This window comes from Allochromatium vinosum DSM 180 (genome assembly GCF_000025485.1).
Classification (GTDB): Bacteria; Pseudomonadota; Gammaproteobacteria; order Chromatiales; family Chromatiaceae; genus Thermochromatium; species Thermochromatium vinosum.
In genome coordinates this window covers 3,246,555-3,268,398 of sequence record NC_013851.1, presented here as the reverse complement: position 1 = coordinate 3,268,398, position 21,844 = coordinate 3,246,555, and the positions used below count along the sequence as shown (strand labels likewise).

At 64.8% G+C, this 21,844-nt stretch carries 15 protein-coding genes; 11 read left to right on the top strand and 4 right to left on the bottom strand.

The features are described 5' to 3' along the window. The first annotated feature begins 93 nt into the window (after positions 1 to 93). From ALVIN_RS14405 to ALVIN_RS14365, 8 genes are all read left to right on the top strand, one after another. A complete protein-coding gene (locus tag ALVIN_RS14405; RefSeq protein ID WP_043796362.1) occupies positions 94 to 1,482 on the top strand; it encodes a M16 family metallopeptidase in 1,389 nt (462 codons plus the stop codon). Beyond that, a complete protein-coding gene (locus ALVIN_RS14400) occupies positions 1,472 to 2,875 on the top strand; it encodes a M16 family metallopeptidase (protein WP_012972057.1) in 1,404 nt (467 codons plus the stop codon). Before ALVIN_RS14405 ends, ALVIN_RS14400 begins: the two co-directional genes overlap by 11 nt. Further along, the gene (gene rsmD, locus ALVIN_RS14395) at positions 2,862 to 3,440 is read left to right on the top strand and encodes a 16S rRNA (guanine(966)-N(2))-methyltransferase RsmD (protein ID WP_012972056.1); all 579 of its coding nucleotides are present in this window, start codon (positions 2,862 to 2,864) and stop codon (positions 3,438 to 3,440) included. Before ALVIN_RS14400 ends, rsmD begins: the two co-directional genes overlap by 14 nt. A 136-nt stretch (positions 3,441 to 3,576) precedes the next feature. Next, complete coding sequence (gene coaD / locus ALVIN_RS14390) at positions 3,577 to 4,053, top strand: pantetheine-phosphate adenylyltransferase (protein ID WP_012972055.1); 477 nt, start codon at positions 3,577 to 3,579, stop codon at positions 4,051 to 4,053. 56 nt (positions 4,054 to 4,109) lie between these two features. Further along, positions 4,110 to 4,361 carry a YfhL family 4Fe-4S dicluster ferredoxin gene (locus tag ALVIN_RS14385; RefSeq protein ID WP_012972054.1) on the top strand — a complete coding sequence of 84 codons (252 nt, stop codon included), beginning with the start codon at positions 4,110 to 4,112 and terminating at the stop codon, positions 4,359 to 4,361. Positions 4,362 to 4,698: 337 nt separating this feature from the next. Continuing rightward, positions 4,699 to 6,144 (top strand): glycosyltransferase family 2 protein, encoded by a 1,446-nt coding sequence (locus ALVIN_RS14380; protein ID WP_012972053.1) that lies wholly within the window; start codon positions 4,699 to 4,701, stop codon positions 6,142 to 6,144. A gap of 150 nt (positions 6,145 to 6,294) precedes the next feature. Next, complete coding sequence (locus ALVIN_RS14375) at positions 6,295 to 9,282, top strand: chemotaxis protein CheB (protein WP_012972052.1); 2,988 nt, start codon at positions 6,295 to 6,297, stop codon at positions 9,280 to 9,282. Beyond that, positions 9,275 to 11,221: a putative bifunctional diguanylate cyclase/phosphodiesterase gene (locus ALVIN_RS14365; protein ID WP_012972051.1), complete on the top strand. Its 1,947-nt coding sequence runs from the start codon at positions 9,275 to 9,277 to the stop codon at positions 11,219 to 11,221. The genes ALVIN_RS14375 and ALVIN_RS14365 overlap by 8 nt, the downstream gene beginning before the upstream one ends. Here the strand turns inward: ALVIN_RS14365 and ALVIN_RS14360 are convergent. The 4 genes from ALVIN_RS14360 to ALVIN_RS14345 all read right to left on the bottom strand — a co-directional run bounded on the left by ALVIN_RS14360 (position 11,205) and on the right by ALVIN_RS14345 (position 14,552). Next, positions 11,205 to 12,515 (bottom strand): MFS transporter, encoded by a 1,311-nt coding sequence (locus ALVIN_RS14360; RefSeq protein ID WP_012972050.1) that lies wholly within the window; start codon positions 12,513 to 12,515, stop codon positions 11,205 to 11,207. The genes ALVIN_RS14365 and ALVIN_RS14360 overlap by 17 nt on opposite strands. A 111-nt stretch (positions 12,516 to 12,626) precedes the next feature. Then, positions 12,627 to 13,256 (bottom strand): c-type cytochrome, encoded by a 630-nt coding sequence (locus ALVIN_RS14355; protein ID WP_012972049.1) that lies wholly within the window; start codon positions 13,254 to 13,256, stop codon positions 12,627 to 12,629. A gap of 208 nt (positions 13,257 to 13,464) precedes the next feature. Then, positions 13,465 to 13,917: a copper chaperone PCu(A)C gene (locus tag ALVIN_RS14350; protein ID WP_012972048.1), complete on the bottom strand. Its 453-nt coding sequence runs from the start codon at positions 13,915 to 13,917 to the stop codon at positions 13,465 to 13,467. Between the two features lie 23 nt (positions 13,918 to 13,940). Continuing rightward, a complete protein-coding gene (locus tag ALVIN_RS14345; RefSeq protein ID WP_012972047.1) occupies positions 13,941 to 14,552 on the bottom strand; it encodes an SCO family protein in 612 nt (203 codons plus the stop codon). A gap of 272 nt (positions 14,553 to 14,824) precedes the next feature. Here ALVIN_RS14345 and ALVIN_RS14340 point away from each other — a divergent pair, with 272 nt between their 5' ends. From ALVIN_RS14340 to ALVIN_RS14330, 3 genes are all read left to right on the top strand, one after another. Further along, positions 14,825 to 15,403, top strand: a complete 579-nt coding sequence (locus ALVIN_RS14340; protein ID WP_043795691.1) for a c-type heme family protein — start codon at positions 14,825 to 14,827, stop codon at positions 15,401 to 15,403. Between the two features lie 96 nt (positions 15,404 to 15,499). Next, positions 15,500 to 16,570: a response regulator gene (locus ALVIN_RS14335; protein ID WP_012972046.1), complete on the top strand. Its 1,071-nt coding sequence runs from the start codon at positions 15,500 to 15,502 to the stop codon at positions 16,568 to 16,570. 100 nt (positions 16,571 to 16,670) lie between these two features. After that, positions 16,671 to 21,788, top strand: a complete 5,118-nt coding sequence (locus ALVIN_RS14330; protein ID WP_012972045.1) for a response regulator — start codon at positions 16,671 to 16,673, stop codon at positions 21,786 to 21,788. The last annotated feature ends 56 nt before the right edge of the window (positions 21,789 to 21,844 follow it).

Here is a 21,844-nt window from a genome sequence, read left to right as displayed (position 1 = left end):
ACCAGATCGTCCGCTCGATCGCCCCGAACCTTATCGACCGGGCGCCGATCGATGCGGATCCAGTTCAAATCAGCCAAGGGTTCATCATTGCTCATGCTACGACGATCGATCGTCCCACGCTTACTGCTTTCGATACTGCTCCTGCCGTCCCTCGCGACCCTGGCCGCGACCGAGGTCCACGAGCGCCGGCTCGACAACGGACTCAAGATCCTGGTCAAGCCGGATCATCGCGCGCCCATCCTGACCTCGCAGGTCTGGTATCGCATCGGGTCGAGCTACGAGTACGGCGGCATCACAGGGGTTTCTCATCTGCTTGAACATATGATGTTCCAGGGCACCGAACGTCTGGCACCGGGCGAGTTCTCGCGTATCGTCGCCGAGAACGGCGGCGAGGAGAATGCCTTCACCGGGCGCGACTACACGGCCTACTACCAGAACCTCGCCAGTGACCGGCTGGAAGTCTCCTTCGAGCTGGAGGCCGAGCGGATGCGGCATCTCAAACTCAGCGAACAGGAGTTTCTGAAGGAACTGGAGGTGGTCAAGGAAGAACGGCGCATGCGGACCGACGACGATCCGCAGTCCCTGACCTACGAGCGTTTCAGCGCCACCGCCTATGACGCTTCGCCCTACCGTAATCCGGTGATCGGCTGGCCGGGTGATCTGGAGCAGCTCAGTCTTGAAGACGTGCGCGACTGGTATCGACTCTGGTATGCGCCGAACAACGCCATCCTGGTGGTCGCGGGCGATGTCGATCCCGAGCTGGTCTTCACGCTGGCCGAGAAGCACTTCGGCCCGCTGGCCGCCGAGACCATCCGGCCGCCCAAGACCCGCGCCGAACCCGAGCAACTCGGCGAAAAGCGACTGCGCGTCCAGGCTCCCGCCAAGGAGTCTTATGTATTGATGGGCTACAAGACGCCTTCGCTGGCCGATGCCGATGAACCCTGGGAACCCTATGCACTGGAGATGCTGTCTTCGATCCTCGACGGCGGCGACAGTGCGCGTCTGTCACGCGAACTGGTGCGCGGAGCCCGGATCGCCGCCTCGGCGGGGGCCGGCTATCGCGCCTTCGAGCGTCTGCCGGGGCTGTTCCTGTTCGAGGGCGTGCCGGCCAAGGGCCAGACCGCCGAGACGCTCGAAGCCGCCCTGCGCGACCAGATCACGCGCGTCCAGTCCGAGCCGGTCGACCCGTCCGAGCTGGAGCGGGTGCGCAATCAGGTGATCGCTGCCAAGGTCTTCGAGCGCGATTCGCTGTTCTATCAGGCGATGCAGATCGGATTGCTGGAGACCATCGGGCTCGACTGGCGTCTGGCCGATACCTATGTCGACCGGCTCGCCGAGGTCACGCCCGAACAGATCCAGGCCGTGGCGCGTAAATATCTGACCCCCGAGCGGCTGACGGTCGCCATCCTCGACCCGCAACCCATGGAAACCACACAGGCCGCCGCTACCCCCCAGCAGGGAGGACAAACCCATGTGCGTTGAACGACAGTCCGACCGGATCGATCGTGCCGCGCGTCGCCTGACGGCCTGGCTCGCCGGAACTCTGCTGTTCGCCAGCCCGTTGCTGGTCCAGGCCACGCCCGAGATCCAGACCTGGAACACCGACAATGGGACGCGCGTGCTCTTCGTCGCCGCGCCTGAGATTCCCATGGTCGACGTGCGTCTGGTGTTCGCCGCCGGCAGCGCACGCGACGGCGAGCGTTCCGGTCTGGCCTCGATGACGGCCGCCATGCTCAGCGAGGGCGCGGGCGACTGGAACGCGGATGCCATCGCCGACCGGCTCGATGGGGTCGGCGCCGTCCTGAGCGCCGACGTCGATCGCGACATGGCCACGGTCGCGCTGCGCACCCTGACCCGCCGGCCGGCCTTCGACACCGCCGTCGACACCTTCGCGACCCTGATCGCGCATCCGAGCTTCGCGCCGGACGAGCTGGAGCGCGTACGTCAGAATCGGCTCATCGCCCTGCGTCAGGAGGACGAGTCACCGCGCAGTGTGGCGCAGAAGGCGCTCTATCGCGCGGTCTTCGGCGCCCATCCCTATGCCGCCGATCCGTCCGGTACGCCCGAGTCGATCGCCGACCTGAAGCGCGCTGAGCTGATCGATTTCCACGCCCGCCACTATGTCGGTTCCAACGCTGTGCTGGCCATCGTCGGCGATCTCGACCGCTCCGGAGCCGAGGCGCTGGCCAAGCGACTGGTCGCCGGGCTGCCGAGCGGCGAGCCGGCCGCATCCCTGCCCGCCGTGCCCGAACTCACCGACGCGATACTGAAATCGATCGACTTCCCGTCGAGTCAGACCACGGTGCTGGCCGGCCAGCCGGGGATGCGTCGCGGCGACCCGGACTATTTCGCGCTCCATGTCGGCAATCACATCCTGGGCGGCAGCGGTCTGGTCTCCATCCTGATGGATGAGATCCGCGAAAAACGCGGGCTGTCCTACAGCACCTACAGCGCTTTCCTGCCGCTCGCCCAGCCCGGCCTCTTCGTGATGTCACTCCAGACGCGCAACGATCAGGCCGAACAGGCGCGTTCGGTGATGCTCGACACGCTCAAGCGCTTCATCGACCAGGGGCCGACCGAGGAGGAACTGACGGCGGCCAAGAAGAACATCACCGGCGGCTTCCCGCTCAAGATCGCCAGCAACAGCAACATCGTGCAGTATCTGGCGGTGATCGGCTTCTATGATCTGCCGCTCGACTATCTCGACCGTTTCCGCGAGCGCATCGAGTCGGTCACGGCCGAGCAGATCCGCGATGCTTTCGTGCGGCGCGTCCATCCCGAGCGGCTGGCCATCGTCACGGCCGGTGCCGCATCGGCAGAGGCCAAATCAGGTTCCGGAACCGAGCAGGTGTCAGTGGCCCGTGGCACGCACTAAGGATCGTCCCGCCAATCAGTTGCGTCTCATCGGCGGTCGCCATCGCGGCCGCCGTCTGAGCTTTCCGGATCAGCCAGGGTTGCGCCCGACCTCGGATCGGGTGCGCGAGACGCTGTTCAACTGGGTCGCGCCCCTGATCGAGGGTGCGCGCTGTCTCGATCTCTTCGCCGGCAGCGGGGCACTCGGCTTCGAGGCCCTCTCGCGCGGCGCCGGCGAGGTGGTGATGGTCGAGCGCGCCGCCGCCGTCGCCCGCCAATTGCGCGCCAATGCCGGGATGCTCGGCGCCTCCAGTCTCCAGGTGCATGAGGCCGATGCGCTGGTCTGGCTGGAACGCGGCGGCGAGCCGTTCGATCTGGTCTTGCTCGATCCACCCTTCGCCGAGGGACTGCTCGCCCCGGCGATCGAGCGGCTCGGCCGTCATGGCTGGCTGGCACCCGAGGCGCGGGTCTATCTCGAAGCGCCCATTCAGATCGGCTTTCCGCCGCTGCCCGAAGAGTGGGAGCTGATCCGCGACAAGACGGCCGGTCAGGTGCGCTACGGTCTGGCCAGGGTCGGCTCGGTCTGACGCCCCGGCGTTCGGTAAGCCCGTGCGGTTTGTGCTATGTTGCGCGCCGGTGGTCCGACGGCGGTCTTGGCCGTGTCACGCTCGACCACCGAGCCGAACAGCCGCCCGTCGGGCATGCCAACTGAGGAGCCAACGCTTGCGCACCGTGGTCTATCCAGGAACCTTCGATCCCATCACCAACGGACATGTGGATCTCATCCATCGCGCGGCACGTCTGTTCGATCGGGTGGTGGTGGCGGTCGCGGCCGATACCGGCAAGACGCCCGTCTTCTCGACCGAGGAGCGGGTGGAACTGGTGCGCGGCAGCGTGGCAGGTGATCCCAATGTCGAGATCCTGCCCTTCGAGGGGCTGCTCGTGAACTTCGCGCGTACCCTCGGGGTTTCCGTCATCATGCGCGGACTGCGCGCCGTCTCCGACTTCGAGTACGAGTTCCAGCTCGCCGGCATGAATCGGCGCATGGCCCCCGACATCGAGACGCTCTTTCTCACCCCGGCCGAGCAGTATGCCTACATCTCCTCGTCGCTGGTGCGCGAGATCGCCCGGCTCCGGGGCGACGTCTCGACCTTCGTCACGCCGACGGTACAGGCTGCATTGCGCGCGCGGTTTGGATAAGATCCGCGCCACACACCACCCAACCTGATTTCGAACGAAGCAGAAGGAGTATTCCGATGGCCCTGATGATTACCGATGAATGCATCAATTGTGATGTCTGCGAGCCCGAGTGCCCCAACGGCGCCATCTCGCAGGGTGACGAGACCTATGTGATCGAACCCAGTCTCTGCACCGAGTGCGTCGGACACTACGAGACCTCTCAGTGCGTCGAAGTCTGCCCCGTCGACTGCATCATCAAGGATCCCTCTCACGAGGAGACCGAAGACGAGCTGCGCGCCAAGTACGAGCGCATCACCGGCGAAGGCTGACTCTGGCCGCTCGTGCCAGGATCGCGACTGAGAACGCCCTCACTCCCGAGGGCGTTTGCGTGAGTGCGTCGCGAGTCGCGCGCCGGTCAGCGTTTCGGGAGTCCTGCCTGTAATTTATTGTGTGCCGGACTTGCTGTCGGCAAGCGACCAACCTATGCTGTATCACCATTGATCGCAGCAAGACATTCGTCACGTCCAGGGGGCGCGTTCCGGCCTCCGTCGATGATTCTTAAAGAGGCATCGGATAGAGGCGGCAGCCTCTCGGCCGCTCGCGGTCGGTTTGGATCCGGTGTTCGTTCTGTCTCCAGTCCATCCCTCACCCAGCGGAATTCAAGCCATGCTTGCGGCTGAAACCTCGGTCGAGTACTACCTGATACTCGGCCTCGTCATTCTGGCACTCTGTTCGCTCAATCTGGTCGCGCTGACCCTGGCGCGACGCTTCATGCCTGGCCGGCCGCTCTCCGTAGCCAAGCTCACCGACGCCGAACATCCGCGCGTCCTGGTGCAACTGCCCCTCTTCAACGAGGGTGATCTGGTCGAACGCATCCTGGAGGCGGTCATGGACCTCGACTGGCCGCGTGACCGTCTGGAGATCCAGGTGCTCGACGACAGCATCGACGGCTCGCTCGCCATCAGTCAGCGTGCCGTGGCAGTGCTCAAACAGCAGGGGGTGAACATCGAACTCCTGCACCGCGTCCAGCGTACCGCCTTCAAGGCCGGAGCACTGGCCGCCGGACTGGAGCGCTCAGAGGCGCCTTTCGTGGCCATCTTCGACGCCGACTTCATCCCACCGCCGGACTTCCTGCAGCGGACGGTCGGTGCGCTCGTCGCCAACCCCGATCTGGCTTATGTCCAGACCCGTTGGGGGCATCTGAACCGTGACGAGAGTCTGCTCACGCGCATCCAGGCGCGTCTGCTCGACTCGCACTTCGGCGTCGAACAGGAAGCGCGCTGGCGTCTGGGTCTGCCGCTGCCCTTCAACGGCACCTGCGGGCTGTGGCGTCGCGCGGCCATCGACGAGGCCGGCGGCTGGGACGGCGACACCCTCACCGAGGATCTGGATCTGAGTCTGCGCGCCAATCTCGCCGGCTGGCGCTCGGGCTTCATGGGCGATCTGGTCGTACCCGGCTCGCTGCCGGTCTCGGCGCGCGCCTGGCGCGTCCAGCAGTTCCGCTGGACCAAGGGCTTCGTGCAGTGCTTCATCAAGCTGACGCCGCTGGTCTGGCGCAGTCGGCGTCTGCCCATCTGGCAGAAGATCATGATCAGCTTTCAGATCGGCCAGCCGCTGGCCTTCGTGGTCGGCGTGGCCTGTCTCATCATGGGGCTACCCTTCATGGCCGGTGCCGTGGTCGGCGGCGCCGGACTGAGCGTCGTGGCCTCCGTGACCTCCGTCCTGGGCTTTGCCGCGCCCATCATGTTTCTGACCATGGCTGGGCGCGATGAGGGGATACGCCGGACGGCGATCGAGATCCTGGGCGCCCTGGCGCTGACGAGCGGATTGCTGCTGTCGAACGCGCGCGGCGGACTGGAGGCGCTGCTGGGTCATCGCACCGAGTTCGTGCGCACGCCCAAGGCCCGCGACCGCAAGACCGCGCGCACGCCCCTCTGGCGCAGCGGTGTCCTGGAGCTGGGAGCAGGCTTGGCGCTACTCACATTCGCCCTGGTCGAGCAGCCCGTCGCTGTGCTCTATCTGGCGATGCTGATCGGCGGTCTGGTCGGGATCGGCACCATGCAGGTGATCGATGGTCTGGCCCTGGCGCGACCGGCGAGCGTCCGGAACTGACCTGCACAGGGTTCGCCTATAATGGGCCGGATACTCGAATCGCGTTGCTGAAGACAGTTGCCGGGGCGATGCTCGGACTGGCAGGCTCTCGAAACCACGCTGTCATCGTGAATGCGGTTCGACACGAACAGCAGACAGGAGCCTAGTGGTATGTCCAGCGACCCGAAAGCGACGGGAGAGGGTAATCAGGCATCGATCCCCGGTCGATTCGATGGCTATGTGGTGGCCATCGGCGCCTCGGCCGGGGGGCTCGATGCCCTGGAGCGGTTCTTCCAGGGACTGCCGACAGATACGGGGGCGGCCTATGTCGTCGTCCAGCATCTGTCGCCCGACCATAAGAGCATGATGGGCAATCTGCTCGCGCGTCACACGCCCATGCCGGTCGTGACCGTCGAGCACGACATGCGCATCGAGGCCAATCGGGTGCATCTGATCCCGCCGGCGAGTCTGATGACCGTCAGCGGTGACGTGCTGCGCCTGAGTCCGAAGAACCCGCGTGGGCTGACCCTGCCGATCGATCTGTTCTTCAGTTCGCTGGCCAAGGAGTTCGGCAATCACGCCATCGGCGTCATCCTCTCCGGCACCGGCTCGGACGGCACGCGCGGCGCGGTGGCCATCAACGACGCCGGCGGCTTCCTGGTCGCCCAGGACCCGGAGACGGCCAAATTCGACGGCATGCCGCGCAGCGTCATCGCCACCAGTCTGGTCGACGCCATCCTGCCGCCCGAGGAGATCGGGCCGCGTCTGCTCGACCACATCCACCAGCGTCCCCAGCCCAAGGTGCGCCCGCCTTCGATGGCGATGGAGATCGACCGCGACAGCGCGCATGAAGAAGTCATGCACCTGTTGCAGCACTCGGGCGGCATCGATTTCCGCGAGTACAAACCGGCCACCGTGATGCGGCGCATGGAGCGCCGGATGCAGGTGCGCCAGACCCCGGACCTGCTCAACTATGTGCGGCTGCTGAGTGCCGACCGGGGCGAGCTGGCGACCCTGAGACGCGAACTGCTGATCCCCGTCACCAGCTTCTTCCGCGACCCGGACGCCTTCGAGGTGCTGGCGGAGACCGCCGTGCGCACCATCGTCAGCGACCACAACGGCAACCAGCCGATCCGGGTCTGGGTGCCGGGCGTGGCCACGGGCGAGGAGGCCTATTCGCTGGCCATCCTCTTTGCCGAGGCGTTCGAGAAAGCGCGCCGCTGGCCGAACTTCAAGCTGTTCGCCACCGATGTCGAGCCGCAGAACATCGAGGTCGCCGGTGCCGGGGTCTTCACCGAGGCCATCACCGCCGAGATCTCGCCCGAGCGTCTGGAGCAGTTCTTCATCAAACGCGGCAACCACTTCGTGGTCAAGACCGAGATCCGCCAGAGCATCGTCTTCGCGCGTCACAATCTGCTCGACGATCCGCCGTTCACCCGGATGGATCTGGTGTCCTGCCGCAACCTCTTGATCTATTTCCGGCCCGAGGCCCAGGAACGCGCCCTGCGCCGGCTGCAATACGCCCTGGCGCCCGGTGGCTTCCTCTTCCTCGGTCCGAGCGAGACCATCGCCAACCTGCACACTGACTTCACGGCGGTCAGTTCCAAGCACAAGATCTATCGCATCCTGCGTCATGTCGCCTTGCCGCTGGACGCGGCCAATCCGCCGCGCACGCGCCAGACGACCATCGTGCCCGCGCCGCCGCGTCCGGGCGTGCGCACTCGTGGCGTAACCACTGATGCGGCCGCCATCGATGCGGCTCAGGGGCAACTGCTGCACGGCTATGCGCCAACCAGTCTGCTGCTCAACCAGCGTCACGACCTGCTGCACGTCTTCGGCGACGTCGGCCCCTATCTGCGCATCGGCGAGGGCAGTGTCAGTCTTGATCTGTCCAAGCTGCTGCCCGGCTCGCTGGTCGCCGTCGCCAAGGCGCTGCTCTACAAGGCCGCGCGCGATCGCGTGCCGCTGCGCTCGGACATCATCGGGCTTGCACTGGCCGACGACCGTACCGAGCGGTTGCGTCTGGTAGCGCGTCCGGTCGAGCCGCCGGGTGGCGAGCTGCATCTGCTGCTGTCCTTCGAGCCTGTGACCAGCTATGGTCCGGACGATGTGATGCCGCCTGAGCCGGGTACGCTGCGCATCATCGACGGCGAGACCTCCACGGCGATCGAGACCATCAGTCTCGACCGCGAGACCAGCCAGCGCATCGAGAATCTGGAACGCGAACTGGCCGCGACCCGCGAGAGCCTCCAGGCGACCATCGAGGAGCTGGAGACGGCCAACGAGGAGCTTCAGGCGACCAACGAGGAACTCATGGCCTCCAACGAGGAGTTGCAGAGTTCCAACGAGGAGCTGCAATCGGTCAACGAGGAACTCTATACGGTCAATGCCGAGAACCAGGAGAAGATCGAGATCCTCAACCGGCTCAACGCCGATCTCGACAGCATGGCCAAGGCCGCCTCGATCGCGACCGTCTTTGTCGACTCGCAACTGCGTCTGACCCGCTTCACGCCTGAGGCCACGACGCTCTTCAAGATCCGCGACGGCGATCTGGGCCGCCCGATCGACGACTTCACCAACCTGCTCCAGTATCCGGACTTCATCACGGATCTGCGCCAGACCATCGCCCGCGGCGAGATGCTCGAACACGAGATCAAGGCCGCCAACAATCGTCAGTATCTGGTCCGCGTCCTGCCTTATGCGGTGCGCACCAGCGAACCGCGCGGCGCGGTCGCAACCTTCGTCGATGTCACCACCCTGCGCGACGTCGAGCACCTGCAAGCGGTGCTCGATTCACTGCCCGAGCATGTCGCGGTGCTCGATAGCAAGGGCGTCGTGACCATGGTCAACAGTGCCTGGCGCGATTTCGCGCGTCTGCACGGCGACCCTGAGCTCGAGGAGACCGGCGTCGGTGGCGACTATCTGGCCGCATGTGAGAATGGTCGGCTGGCCAATGCGCCGCATGCCGGCGAGGTCAAGGCGGGGATCAAGCAGGTGATGGCCGGCGAGCGCACCGCCTTCTGTCTGGAGTACGCGGTGTCATCCGATGACGGGACTCAGTGGTATCTGATGCATGTAGCGCCGATCCGGCATCCGCGCGCCGGTGTCGTCGTCAGCCATATCAATATCACGGACTGGACCGATCGCCGGCATGAATAGCCGGCCGCCGTCTCGGTCCAGGCGCCTCGGCAGCGCGAGGGCGTTCGAGGAGGCGCTCGCCGCTCCCGCCTCCGGGCTACGCGAGCGCGCGCTGGCCGCGCTGCGTGCGCGGCGCTTCGATCTGGCCGAGGAGCTCCTGAGCCGCCAGGATCCGGACCAAGAGGCATTGATCGAGAACCTGCGCATCTACCAGGCCGAGCTGGAGATCCAGAACGAGGAACTGGTACAGAGCCAGCAGCGCATCCAGGAGGCACTGGCGCGCTTTTCCTCCTTCTTCAACACCCTGCCGATCGCCGAGCTGGTGATCGATCGCCAGGGACTGATCCACGAGGCCAATCTGGCGGCGCAGCAACTGTTTCATTTGCGCGGCACCCAGTTCCATCAGCATTTCTTCGTTCGGCTGATCGCCGAATCCGATCAGGCGACCGTCGTCAGCGCCTGGGACAGCTTGCATGCGGATGCCGCGATCGTCATCCCCGAGGTGCGCTTTCGCGCCAAGGGGGAGGCCGACTTCATCGGTGATCTGCACATCGCCTCGATTGCGAGCCTCGCCGAGGGCGCGCTGCACTATGTCTGCGCCATCATCGACCGCACCGAGGCGGTGCGTCAGCGTCAGCGCTTGCGTGAAGCCAGTGAGCGTCTCGATTATCTGGCACACCACGACGCACTCACCGGCCTGCCGAATCGTGCCTACTTCCAGTCACGTCTGGAACAATGCCTGCAGCGCGCCAAGCGTTATCAGCGCCGGTTCGCACTCCTGTTCCTGGATCTGGACAGGTTCAAGGAAGTCAACGACACCCTGGGGCATCATGTCGGAGACGCCTTGCTGTGTCGGGTCGCCGAGATCCTGTCGGCGCAGATTCGCGACGTCGATACCATCGCGCGGCTCGGCGGCGACGAGTTCGTCATCATCCTGGAGGACATTTCGGAGCCGCGTTTCATCATGCACTTCGTCGATCGTGTCATGGACGATTTCAGTCGGCCGCTGCGCCTCGAAGGACGGGAGTTCTTCGTTACGGTCAGTGTCGGCATCAGTCTCTATCCGGACGATGGACTCGACCTGGAGACGCTGGTCCGGCGCGCCGACATCGCCATGTACCAGACCAAGAAATCCGGTCGCAATGGGTTCAGCTTCTTCGAGCCGACCATGTCGGCGGGCGCGATCGAGCGTCTGCACCTGGAGCACGATCTGCGGTTGGCCATGCAGCGTGAGGAGTTCGAGCTGTACTATCAGCCGCAGGTCGATCTGATCACGGGCGAACTCATGGGCGTCGAAGCGCTCTGCCGCTGGCGTCATCCGCAGCTCGGGGTGCTGCTGCCGGGTCTCTTCATCCCCATGGCCGAGGATCTGGGGCTGATCGACGAGTTGGGTCTGAGGATACTCGAGCTGGGCTGCCGTCAGATGGTCGCCTGGGACGCCAGTGGTCTGAATGTGCCGCGTCTGGCCGTGAATCTCTCGGTGCGCGAACTGGAACGCTTGCAGCTTCCCGCTCAGGTCGCCGAGATCCTGGAGCGCACCGGACTCGATCCCAGGCGCCTGGAGCTGGAAGTCACCGAGTCCAAGCTCATGCGCCACGCTGAGATGGCCATCCTGGCCCTGAACGCGCTACGCGCGCTGGGCGTCACCCTGGCCATCGACGACTTCGGAACCGGCTACTCGTCGCTGTCCTATCTGAAGCGCCTGCCGCTGAACCGGCTCAAGATCGACCGTTCCTTCATCGAGGGACTGACGCACGACGTCAACGACGACTCGATCGCGCGCGCCATCATCGCTCTGGCCCACACGCTCGGGCTGGAGGTGCTGGCCGAGGGCATCGAGGCGCGCGAACAGGCCAATTTCCTGTTTGGCGAGGGCTGCCTGCAAGGGCAGGGCTATCTCTACAGCCGACCCATGATCGCCGAGGAACTGGCCGCGACCTGGCTCAAGCCGAAAGCGTGATGTTGCGACAGCGCGTCTCGCGCACGAAGAGCGCGGCGATCAGACCGACACCGGCGAATCCGGCCGAGAGCCAGAGTCCGTTGCGGTAATCGGCGAGCGCATAGACCCGCACTCCGTCGGCGAGCGCGCCATCCCAGGTCAGATCCATGGCCCAGCCGAAAGCCGGCTGCATGATGGCGGCGCCCAGGAAGAGTCCCGTGTTGACCAGCGCGATGGACATTCCGGCGACACCGGGGGCGACCACCTCCTTGGCCACCGCATAGCCGACGACGAAGCCGCCCGCCACCAGCCCCAACAGACCATAGAGCAGCAGTCCGCTCCAGCCCGGACCCCAGGGCAGCAGGGTCAAGGCCAGCCACAGCAGCAGTGACAGCGCGCTCGCCCCGACGATGACCGGCTTGCGCCGCCCCAGACGATCCGAGAGCGCCCCCATCGCCAGACAGCCGATCGCGAACCCGCTCAGCGCGACCGTGGTGTAGAGCGAGGCGGCGGTGCGATCGAGACCAAAGCTGTCGCGCATCAGGGGTACGCCCCAGAGTCCGGCGAAGGCCAGCAGACTGCCGGTGACACCGAACATGACGAAGAAGCTCGGCCAGACCGCGCCCGTGGTCAGCACGCCGCGCAGATCGAGCAGCCAGTGACGTGCGCGCGGCGGGTGGGGCTGGCGTCCCTCCAGTTCCTGGACCGAGGGCAGACCCGCATCCTCGGGCCGGCTGCGCACGAAGAGGATCGACAGCAGTGCGATCAGCCCTGAGAACAGCCCGATGCCGACGAAGACGTTGCGCCAGGAGGTGGCCTGGAGCGCCAGCGCCAGCGGACCGGCAGCCAGGATCGCTCCCAGATTGCCGAGCAGCAGGGTCAGACCGCTGATGGCGCCATAGACGCGCTCGCTGAACCAGAGGGTATTGGAACGCATCAGCCCGACGAAGATGACCGACACCCCGAGTCCGACCAGCAGTCGACCGGCCGAGGCGATCTCGAAGGTTTCGGCCAGACCGAACAGCACCGAACCGGCTCCGGCCACCAGGCAGCCGATCGCGACTCCGACACGTGGCCCCAGGGTATCGGCCAGCACCCCGGCCGGGATCTGCATGGCGGTATAGATGTAGTAATACATCGCCGCCAGCGAGCCGAGCGCCGCCCCGCTGGTCTGAAAGGCGGCCATCAGTTCCGCCGAGACCACGCCAGGGGCCATGCGATGGAAGAAGGCCGTCATATAGGCCAGGACGAGAATGACGTAGATCATCCAGCGCAGACGCGCAAAGCGACTGGCCACGGTGGGGTCGATGGTCATGACGAATCCTTGTGCGCTGTGATCGGGGGCCGGCGGGGGAGAGCAATCCGTCTCGGCGTGAAAAAGGCCGCGATACGCGGCCTTTTCGGTCCATCCGGTCGAGGGGCGATCTTACTTCGACAGGCCCTGGATGTACTGCGACACAGCGGCGATCTCCTGGTCGCTCATGCGGGCGGCGACACCGCGCATCATGCCATTGGGGTCATTGGCGCGTTCGCCCTTGCGGAAGTATTCCAGGGTCTGCTTGACATAGTCGGCGTGCTGACCCGAGAGACGGGGGAACTTCGACAGACCCTGACCCATGCCGGCCGGACCATGGCAGGCACTGCACGCGGGCACGCCGGTCGCGGGATTGCCGGCGCGATAGATCGCCTCGCCCTTTTCAGCCAACTCACGATCGGCCTGACCGCCGCTCTGGGTCTGGGTCGAGAAATAGGCGGCCACATCGAGCACTTCCTGCTCGGTGAGCGGCATCGCCATGGGCGTCATCTGGACGTTGTAGCGCTCGCCGGCCTTGAAGTTCATCAACTGCTTGATGATGTATTCGGGATGCTGGCCGGCGAGTTTGGGCCAGAGGGGCACGACGCTGTTACCCTGAGGGCCATGGCACGCCATGCAGATGGTGTTGGCCTTCGTCTCGCCCCGCGCGGGGTCTGCCGGTTGGAGTTCCTCGGCGGCCTGCGCCAGACCGCTCGCCAAAACCGCCGCCACTGAAACCGTTGTCAGCCAAGTCTTCTTCATGCGAGTGCCTAATTCTGTTCGTGTTCGCGGCCGTCTCGAGCCATCGACAAACGACCTGTGGGTGTTGGGGTGGGAAAAAATCCGGCAATGTATATCAGACGCTTGGCCCCTGGGTCAAACCGGATACATGGGTATCCGGGGGGCGTGCCTGGATGGTTCGGTAGACCGCCGTTGGCTCGAAGAGTTCGTAACCGTTTCCCGTGCGGACTCAATGCGCCGCGTGATGCATGGGTTCCAGGCGGCGCACGGGAGCCTGGATCACCATACGCTCGCCGTCGTCCTGAATCAGGGTCAGCTCGACGTTCTGGCCGGGAGTCAGCTCGGACTTGAGTCCGATCAGCATGACATGGAGTCCACCGGGCGCCAGCGTCGTGGTCTCGCCAGCCGGTAACACGATGCGCCCGATCCGGCGCATGCGCATCAGGCCGTTCTCCTCGACATGGGTGTGCAGCTCGACGGTCTCGGCGGCCGGACTCTCGGCACCGATCAGCGCCTGGTCCTCGGTCGAGATGTTGCGCAACGACATGAAGGCGGCACTGTTGGACTGCCCGGGCGGTACGGCGCGGACATAGGGATCGCCGACCTCCAGACCGGCGGCACTGAGCGTGAGGCTGGCGCCCGACAGGAGTACGCCGGCAAACAGGGTGCGGATGGCATGCATGTTCGAAAGTCTCCGGTGATGGATCAAGGTTCGGTGCCGAGCGCCGTGCGAATTGCTGCCCGGATCGTCTCGGGCGGACTGGCGTGGCCGAGCGTCTGGACCAGGCGTCCATTCGGGTCGACGACAGCGGTGAAGGCCGAGTGATCGATCAGATAGCCCATGGCCGAGCCGGTGTCTTCGACACGTTGATAGGCCGCGCCATAGCGTTTGGCGACCTGGGCCAACTGCTCGGGCGTTCCGGTGAGACCCAGGACGTTGGGATGGAAATAGGCGACATATCTCGCCAGATGTTCAGGATCGTCGCGCTCGGGGTCGACGCTGACGAAGAGCACGCGCGTGCGGTCCAACTCGGCAGGGTGCAATGAACGCAGCGCCTTGGCGATCGAGACCAGATTGGTTGGGCAGATGTCTGGGCAGGCCGTGTAGCCGAAATAGATCAGCACCGCCTGCCCGCGCAGATCGCTCAAACGCACGGGGCCGGCGGCCGAATCCAGTGTAAAATCCCCTCCCGTCGGCGGCGTGGCCAGCTCCAGTGGAGCCTGGCTGGATTCGGACGCTGGACCCGGCTCCAAGCACGACAGGATTCCGGCCGATACGGCGGCTGCCAGCAGTATGGCGATCGACGAGCGCTTCATGTGCAACCGGCTCCTTGCGTGTCAGAAGAATGCAGCGTCCTGATGCCGAGACGCCGATCCGGTCGAACGGTTCTCAGAACTGTTATAGCGTCTCCGGCGAGTGCGCATCAAGCATGATTCTCCCTGTTTGCTTCGTCCGTCCGACTTCACACTTTGGCTCTGGGTTATTGCAGGGACTCGCCCATCGGTGGCCCCCTCAGGAAGCGGCTGACGTGAAAATAGTTAGCGAGGTCGATTCCGTGACATCGAGAGCGTCTCAGGGCGCGGTCGGCATGCCAGGCTATGCCAACGTCCAGGAGGGGGGCGGTGGCTTGCGCGCCGCTCTCCAGCTCCGGCTCAAGCTGTCTCTGGTGCTCGGACTCTGGTTGGTAATCGTGGCCGGTTCGCTTGACTGGAATCTGTATCAGGCCGCACACCATCGCGAGGAGCTGTCACGCGAGTCGGCCCGTTCCTTCTTCGATCTGCTGCTGATCACACGCAGCTGGAACGCCAGGCACGAGGGTGTCTATGTGCCGGTCACGCCTGAGACGCCCCCCAATCCCTATCTCAAGCATCCGCAACGCGATCTCCACGCGAACTCGCTGACGCTGACCAAGATCAATCCGGCCTACATGACGCGCATCCTTGCTGAGTGGGCCGCCGAGCGCTCCGGCGTGCGGTTCCATATCACCAGCCTCAAACCCATCCGACCGGAGAATGCAGCCCATCCCTGGGAGGTCGAGGCACTGCGTGCCTTCGAGCCGGGCGCCAGAGAATGGAGACTCGGGCATCGATGGGGAATGCGTGAAGCGCCTCCCCGACTGTGCCCGAACGAGACCTGGTTAAAGGATTCGAAGTCGCTTTTGTGCTAAATCTGGACATGACGAACTCGGCTTGAGCGGCCTCATGCCGCATCGAGACGGGCCGGGCCACGACGGGTCGTTTCCTCACGGATTTGGAGTCGCTCAATGATAGATGCTCACAGACAAACGATCCTGGTGGTCGACGATGCGCCGGCCAATATCGACCTGTTGGTCAACACGCTCAAGGTCGAGTACAACGTCAAGGCGGCCACCCGCGGCGAACGCGCCCTGCAGATCGTACGTTCGGGTGATCCGCCCGACATGATCCTGCTCGACATCATGATGCCCGGTATGGACGGCTTCGAGGTCTGTCGTCAGCTCAAGCGGGACTTCACCACGCGCCATATCCCGGTGATCTTCATCACCGCCAAGATCGGCATCGAAGATGAGATCCGCGGCTTTGACCTGGGCGCGGTCGACTACATCACCAAGCCCATCAGTCCGCCGGTGGTGCTCGCGCGCGTGCGCACCCAGCTCGCGCTCTACGATCAGAACCGGGAGCTCTACCGCAAGGTCCGCGAACAGACGGCCCGCCTGCACGAGACCCGTCTACGCATCATCCAGCGTCTCGGACGCGCCGCCGAGTACAAGGACAACGAGACCGGGTTGCATGTCATCCGCATGAGCCACTATTCGCGGCTGCTCGGCGAGGCCATCGGCATGAGCGAGCCGGAGGCCGAGCTGCTGCTGAATGCGGCGCCCATGCACGACATCGGCAAGATCGGCATCCCCGACCGTATCCTGCAGAAGCCCGGCAAACTCGATGCCGAGGAATGGGCGATCATGCAGACCCACAGCCAGATCGGCGCCGATATCCTCGGCGACGCGGGCGACTCGGATCTGCTGGAGATGGCGCGCATCGTCGCCCTGACCCATCACGAGAAATGGGACGGTTCGGGCTATCCCAACGGACTGGCCGGCGAGGATATTCCGCGCGTGGGGCGTATCGTCGCCATCGCCGATGTCTTCGATGCCCTGACCTCGGAGCGTCCCTACAAAAAAGCCTGGCCAGTGGAGCAGGCGGTCGCGGTCCTGAAGGAAGGCGCCGGCTCGCATTTCGATCCCAGACTCATTCCGCCCTTCCTGGACGTGCTGCCCAGGGTGCTGGAGATCAAAACCCACTATGCCGAGGAGACGGCCCCGAATGAGACCGTGACCGATGGCGCGCCTGTCTAGCCCGAGCGGTGCGGCGAGTGCCATGGATCGCGATGCGGCGTCGACGCCACCCGCAGGCGGGCGGTGTCATGGATAGCTCTCCGGTCGTCACACATTTACGATGACCCGGCGTACGACGATCATCATCGCTTTCACGCTGCTCGTGGTCGTCCTGGGGCCGGCTGGCGTCCAATCCCTGGCCCATACAGTGGCCGCAAGCGCCGACATCCCCCTGAGCGAGGCCGAGCGCGCCTGGCTGCACGAGCATCCCGTCATCCGCGCGCACAACGAGCGCAACTGGCCGCCCTTCAATTTCAACAGGTATGGTGAGCCACGCGGCCTCTCGATCGATTATCTGAACCTGCTGGCCGACAAACTCGGTCTGCGGGTCGAGTATCACACCGGGTCGGACTGGAACGCCTTCATGGACCAGATCCGCGACAAACGGCTCGATCTGATGCTCAACATCGTCGCCACCGAGGCGCGGCGCGCCGATCTGCTCTTCACCGAGTCCTATGCGACAACGCCCAATGTGATCGTCAGTCGTCGCGACCAGCGTTTCGCGACGCTGGCCGACTTGCGTGGGCGGGTGGTCGCCTTTCCGGCCGGCTTCTTCATCGAGGGTCTGTTGAGCCGGCACTATCCGGACATTCAGCGCCTCCCGACCCCGGATGCGCTCGACTCGCTGAAAGCCGTTGCGCTCGGACAGGCCGATGCCGCCATCGGCCGGGATGCCGTGGTGCGTTATCAGATCGCCGGCAATCTGCTGACCAATCTGCTGATCTCGGGTGAGGTCGATGCCGTCGACCCGAACATGGCCGGGCTGCGCATCGGGGTGCGCAGCGACTGGCCGTTGCTGCACTCGGCGCTCGGCAAGGCAATGGCGCGCGTCACCCCGGAAGAGCTCAATCAGCTCAGGGAGCGCTGGCTGTACGCGACGACAGCTGTGGTCGGCAATGAGCCGGTGGAGGGCGAGGCATTCTGGCCGGTTTCCATACGGCTCCTGATCGGCGTCGCGGTTCTGACGACCTTGGCGGTTTTGCTCCTGATCCTGTTGCGGCACTCGCATCAGGGCGCGGAGGACCGGCTGTTCGACCGGCGCAATCTGCGCCAGATCGCTCTGCTGGTGGTCGGGATCTTTTTGACCCTGATCCTGATCCTGGCCGGTCATGGATTCGGTCGGATGGAGCGCGGACTGCGCGCCGAGATCGGGCAGACGTTGAAAACCCTCAACCGCGCAGCGTTCGGGACGCTGGAGATGTGGCTGGATGAACGGATGCTCCACATCCACCATATCGCCGAGCATCCGGCACTGGTCGCACTGGCCAGTCGGTTCATCAGTGATACGCCGGGCGGTGCGCCGCGACCCGAGGTGGCCGATCGCGAGCGTCTTCGCCAAATCCAGCAGACGTACATCGAGGAAACGGGTCTATCCAATCTGAAACTGCTCGCGCCCGATGGGCGTGTCGCCATTGCCGTGCATGCGCTCGATGCGGATCGTCCGTCGCAACTGGCCACGCGCGAACCCGAAGCCTTCGCGCGTGCGCTGGCCGGGGAGCCGGTCTTCATCCCGCCGACGACACTGGATCGTCCAGACGAGCCGACCGCGAGTGCTCGCTCGGAGTCGGCCATGTTCATCCTCGCGCCGATAAGACGTGAGGCGCACATCATCGGCGTGCTGGCCATGCGCTTCGATCCGGCCCTGACCTTCGGCCGGATCGGGTCGATCATGCGCATTGGCGAGACGGGCGAGACCTATCTGCTCGACCGTCAGGCACGTTTGCTGACGCCATCGCGTTTCAGCGATACCCAGGCGCTGTCGGTCCGTATCGGCGACGCGCCCGGTTTTCTGAACTGGAGGGTGCGTGATCCCGGCGTCGATCTGACGGCCGGTCAGGCACCGACGAGTGAGCCTTCCACCTGGCCCCTGACCCGGCTGGCCGAGGCGGTGTTGAGCGGACAGGACGGACTCGATGTACAGGGCTATCGCAACTATCGAGGCGTGCCCGTCATGGGCGCCTGGAGCTGGTCGAGCCGCCTGGGTGTCGGCGTGGCCACCGAGATCGATCTGGATGAGGCGCTGGCGCCTTTCCGCGACTCGCGCGCGCTCATTCTGGGCGCGCTCCTGAGCACGGTGTTCCTGGCGCTGGCCCTGGCCGCGATCCTCGTCTGGCTGGGCGAGCGCACGCGCACGCGCCTGAATGTGCTGGTCGAGGAGCGCACGCATGAATTGCGCAAGCTCGCCCAGGTGGTCGAGCAGAACCCGCTGTGCATCGTGATCACCGATGTCGAGGGCCGTATCGAGCACGTCAATCCGGCCTTCACCCGGCTGACCGGCTATGCGCGCGAGGAGGCCATCGGGGAGAATCCGCGCCTGCTCAAGAGCGATCTCAACCCCCCGGAACTCTATGTCGAACTCTGGGACACCATCCTGAGCGGCCGGACCTGGAACGGCGAGATCTGCAACCGCAAAAAGGATGGCGAGTTCTATTGGGTCTCGGTCTCGATCGCGCCTGTGACCAATCGCCGCGGACAGGTGACGCACTTCGTCGCCATGAGCCAGGATCTCACCGAGCGCCGGCGCATCGATGAGGAGCTGGCCGCGCGCGAGCGTTTGTTCCGGAATCTGGTCAGCACCATTCCAGGCACGGTCTTCCGCTGTCTGATCGACTCGGACTGGACCATGCTGTTCATCAGCGATGAGATCGAGCGACTATCGGGCTATCCGGCCAGCGCGTTCATCCACAAGGGCGTACGCACCTATACCAGCCTCATTCATCCCGATGACGTCGCGCATGTCGAACAGTTGATCGATGCAGCCGTGTCGCGGCATCTGCCCTATACGGTCGAATACCGGATCATCGACCGCGAGGGCCGGATCCATCATGTCTACGAGCAGGGACAGGCCAGCTATGACTCGGCGGGGGCTCCGATCGATCTGGCCGGGACCGTGATCGACATCAGCGATCGCAAGGCCGCCGAAGTCGAGTTGCTGGCCGCCAAGGAGCTGGCCGAGGAGGCCACGCAGGCCAAGTCGAGCTTCCTGGCCAACATGAGTCACGAGATCCGCACGCCGATGAACGCCATCATCGGCCTGTCGCATCTGGCGCTGCAGACCGAACTCGACGCGCGTCAGCGCAACTACATCGAGAAGGTCCACCGCTCGGCTGAGTCTCTGCTCGGGATCATCAACGACATCCTGGACTTCTCCAAGATCGAGGCCGGCAAACTCGACATCGAGCACATCGCGTTCCGGCTCGAAGACGTGATGGACAATCTCGCGAATCTGGTCGGTCTCAAGGCCGAGGAAAAGGGCGTGGAACTGATGTTCGATCTGCCCCCCGAGGTGCCGACGGCGCTCGTCGGCGATCCGCTGCGGCTGGGACAGATCCTGATCAATCTCGGCAACAACGCGGTCAAGTTCACTGAGCCGGGCGGCGAGATCCTGATCTCGGTCAGGGTGATGGATCAGGGCGCGGACTGGGTGCGGCTCGGTTTCAGTGTGTGCGACACCGGCATCGGGATGTCGGCGGAGCAGCAGGCGCGGTTGTTTGAACCGTTCAGTCAGGCCGATATGTCGACGACGCGCAAATATGGCGGCACCGGCCTGGGGCTGACGATCTCCACGCGTCTGACCGAGCTGATGGGCGGCGAGATCCGGGTTGAGAGCGCGCCGGGGGCGGGCAGTACGTTCGGCTTCGATGTGCGCCTTGGGCAGCAGTCCGGCGTCGTCAGTGAACCCGCGCGTCTGACACTCGAAGCATTGTCGCTGCGGATTCTGGTCGTCGACGACAATGCCACCGCGCGCGAGATCCTGACCCAGATGCTATTGGCCTTCGGCTTCGCCGTCGAATCGGCGGCGAGCGGCCGTGAAGCGCTCGATCGTTTGCGTGTCGTCGATCGGCTGGAACCCTTCGATCTGGTGTTGATGGACTGGAAGATGCCCGAGATGGACGGCATCGAGACCATCCGGCGGTTGTGCGCCCAAACCGAGATCACCCAGGCACCGGCCCTGATCATGGTGACGGCCTACGGGCACGAGGCGGCGCATCAGGTGGCCGTCGAGCTGGGTGTGTCCGGTTTCCTGACCAAGCCGGTGACATCTTCGAACCTGCTCGATGCCATCATGCACGCCGTCGGTCGTCGGGGCGGGCAGTTCACACGCATGCCCAATCGTCAGGAGGAATCCTCTGAGGCGATCGCCGGTCTGCGCGGCGCCCATGTGCTGCTGGTCGAGGACAACGAACTCAATCAGGAACTGGCGCTGGAGCTGCTGGTGAGCAACGGACTGAGTGTCGAGATCGCCGCCAATGGGCGCGAGGCGCTGGAACGGCTCGCCGGTGAGTCACGGTTCGACGGCGTGCTCATGGATTGTCAGATGCCGGTGATGGACGGCTACACGGCCACGCGCGCCATCCGCGAGCAGCCGGAGCTGGCGGGGTTGCCGGTGATCGCCATGACCGCCAACGTCATGAGCGGCGACCGTGAGAAGGCGCTCGCGGCGGGCATGAACGACCACATCGGCAAGCCGATCAATGTGCGCGAGATGTTCGCGACCCTGGCCAAGTGGATTCGTCCGGCACGGGCCGTTCTGCCATCGTTTGCGTCGGCTGTCCGTATCGAGATCCCGGATACGCCGGTCGAGTCGATCCCCGAACTTCCGGGGATCGACACCCAGGCGGGGCTGGCCATCAGTCAGAATGATCCGCGTCTGTATCTCAAGCTTCTGCGCCGCTTCCGCGAGAGTCAGGGCGACTTTGCCGTGCGTTTCACGGCGGCGCGGCTCGACTCCGACCCCGAGGCCGCCACGCGCTGCGCCCATACGCTCAAGGGCGTGGCCGGCAATATCGCCGCGCCTGATGTGCAGGCAGCGGCTCAGGCGCTGGAATCGGCCTGTCAGGCGGGTGAATCAGCCGAGCATCTCGACGTGCTTCTGGCCGAGACGCTGGTCTGTCTGGAACCTGTGCTGGCCGGCTTGGCGGTGCTCGATCGATCGGAATCGGCTGAATCCGGTGCGGCTCCGGTCGAGCGTGCGGTCGTCGAGCCGATCCTGGCTCGCTTGCGTGCTCTGCTGCTCGACGACGACACCGAGGCGGCGGATGTGGTCGATGAACTGACCCCGCTGCTGGCGGGCAGTGCGCTCGGGTTGCTCATGGGCCGGATGACTCGGGCCATCGAGTACTATGACTTCGAGGCCGCTCTGACGGTGCTGGACGAGTTGGAGCAAAATCTGACGTGAGCGCGGCGATCAGGGACAGCAAAACGACGCCGATCCTGATAGCCTAGACGAGACCC